The organism is Marinobacterium weihaiense, assembly GCF_019061305.1.
Taxonomy (GTDB): Bacteria; Pseudomonadota; Gammaproteobacteria; order Pseudomonadales; family Balneatricaceae; genus Marinobacterium; species Marinobacterium weihaiense.
Genome location: NZ_JAHQZT010000053.1, coordinates 1 through 2,368, shown reverse-complemented (window position 1 = coordinate 2,368; position 2,368 = coordinate 1). Strand labels below are relative to the sequence as shown.

General features: G+C 39.2%; 4 protein-coding genes. 1 reads left to right on the top strand and 3 read right to left on the bottom strand.

What is annotated here, in order from left to right:
- Positions 1–237 precede the first annotated feature (237 nt).
- From KTN04_RS16490 to KTN04_RS16480, 3 genes are all read right to left on the bottom strand, one after another.
- Positions 238–999 carry a hypothetical protein gene (locus KTN04_RS16490; RefSeq protein ID WP_217336317.1) on the bottom strand — a complete coding sequence of 254 codons (762 nt, stop codon included), beginning with the start codon at positions 997–999 and terminating at the stop codon, positions 238–240.
- 5 nt (positions 1,000–1,004) lie between these two features.
- Complete coding sequence (locus KTN04_RS16485; RefSeq protein ID WP_217336316.1) at positions 1,005–1,418, bottom strand: hypothetical protein; 414 nt, start codon at positions 1,416–1,418, stop codon at positions 1,005–1,007.
- 148 nt (positions 1,419–1,566) lie between these two features.
- The gene (locus tag KTN04_RS16480; protein WP_217336315.1) at positions 1,567–1,848 is read right to left on the bottom strand and encodes a hypothetical protein; all 282 of its coding nucleotides are present in this window, start codon (positions 1,846–1,848) and stop codon (positions 1,567–1,569) included.
- Positions 1,849–2,238: 390 nt separating this feature from the next.
- Between KTN04_RS16480 and KTN04_RS16475 the strand changes: the two genes are divergently transcribed.
- On the top strand, positions 2,239–2,368 hold a 130-nt coding region (locus KTN04_RS16475; RefSeq protein ID WP_217336318.1), incomplete at its 3' end, for a phage integrase N-terminal SAM-like domain-containing protein.

The window sequence follows — 2,368 nt, the reverse complement described above, 5'->3', positions numbered from 1 at the left end:
CCTTGAAAAATCATGAAGAAGTTATTTCTCTGAACCAGTTGAGTTATTTCAAAATCTCTTTTTTCTAAAGCTATTTTGAACAATGCTTTCAATGCCTCAACATCAGCAGGCGGTACTGCTGGCAACCTTTCTAAAGTTGCTTCCTGTTCAACTTGAGCTTCTTTGCTCACGGTATCTCCTTAGTCATTTAACGAAGAGCGAAGCGGCGGGTGAAAGCCGTCCGCCTTACGCAACTTTTTAACCGTTTTTGGCATCCCTGCTTTCTATTTCTGCTATACGTGCCTCGGCGTATTCTTTTATTGTTATGTTTTCGAATCGCGCTCCAATAGATTTGAGCTTTAGCTCCAAAGATACTTGCGAATTTTCCAAATGATCAAGCATTTCAATTAGCGGCGTGATGTGAAAGGTATCTTTAGGATAAATTATGTAAGATTGCGACATCAAAAAGCATTTATCATTTATGAACTGAATACCAAAATCTGACACCTTCATATTGGCATTCTCACTTAAAATAGCTTCATATATTTCCTTGCTCGAAGCTTCAAGAGTCAAACTAAAGCTTTCAATTAATATTGCACTATTTTCAACCTCAACGGATACCACATGTCCAACTTTTAGATCAGTGTTTTCTTCTTCACCTTCTTTTTCGATAATAACACCAGTGATTATGGTTTTATCGTTGATCAAGCTGGCCTTCTCATATCCATTACTTTTTAATTTCTCTAAAATCATTTCAGCCGAAAATTGGCAGTTAATCTTCTTAATTTCGTGCTCGATATTTTTGATTGCTGGGGTAAACTTTTGATCGAGATGACTGGAAATCCCTGTAACTTTATCGTTTGTTTCTACGATAGATTTCCTAACAAACTTATTCATTTCCTCTGAACGCGAGTACTCCTCAGCTCTTAGCCTAGTTTTTTTGTAGAAATAAAAAGCAATAAAAGCGTATCCAGCACTAATTAGGGTAAGTGTCGGAATCAAGTATTCTGTAAACTCCATAACCATCAGCCTTTATTGAATGTTAGCGATTTCGTTGCAACGGTGTACAAACAAGTCATTGTCAAAATTATGTAATTAACAGACCCTATGAATTCGAGCTCAATTTTATCCTTAGGTATTATATAGCTAGCGGTGAAAAGCCAAATCGAAAGCCCTACTATCACAAAAGGGAAAAAAGAAAAAAGAATACCGCTAGCCCACTTAGGCAGCTCTATAGTTTTGTCAAAATGGTAGTCAATAGTTATAGATGAAACTAAAGCACAGCAAAAAAATAGCAAAACGCCATCTAGCAACAACTTGTCTAAATCTAAACTAAACTCACTATTTGCCTGATCGTACCCCAACAATATCCACAGCTGTAAAAGCCCAAAAAGGACCGTCAAAAATAACCAAAACAAGCTACTAACAAGCCCTTTCATTTAACCTCCAAAAAGATGGCTTTTGCGAAAGCATTATACCCCTCTCGAAACGCTAATGCAGTTAACGCTTGCAGCACGCGCGGCTACGGAATGGAGGCGAAGCCGCAATGTAGTACGCGTCGCCGTGCCTGCACTTGTTAATTTTTAATTACAACTTATCAGCCGTATATCTATTTTCAACACGTTTGATAGGGGTAACTATTGTTACATACCTACGCTCAAAGAACTCGCTCACCTCAATTTTCTGAAAGGTTCGCTGGGCTTCCGCTAATCCAGCCTGCAAATGAGCCGCAATGCCTTGAACATCACCATGTACGTCGTCAGGGAAAATCTGATACCTATATGGCTTTTTGTTTTCCGTATGTATTTCAACAACTACAGTATTGTTTACTACATTAACAGAAAACTGTTTAACACTTTTTCTTGCCATTCTTATTGATCCTTTTCTACTACATTATATACAACTAGCTACTGTTCGCCGATAACACGAAAAATTAACATTTTAATACTGCGCATGCGCGTTTTTACTCAAGCAACAGGCGCAGAGAGAAAAGCTAACTTACTGTATTGATTTGATAAATGATGAATAACAGCCATTCTCCTCCGTTGAAAACGTGCATGCGCATTTGTGCGAGAGTTTCTGCGCAGTATCCCGCGACAGAATGTCCATAGTCATCTGATATTGAACCATTTTGAGCGCTGATTCCAGTCGCAAATGAGCACACTCTTGCATCAATACGTGCACGGGATCTCGACATAGACAAATACACTGTATATAAATACAGTTTTATAGGATCAGTTATGCACAGGAGGTGCTGACATGGGACAGAGCCCGTTTCTGAACCACATTCGTCGAGAACTCAGGTTACGCGGGTATAGCTTGCGCACGGAGAAAACTTACCTTCATTGGATCAAGCGCTTTATCTACTTCCACCGCCTCACCCATCCGG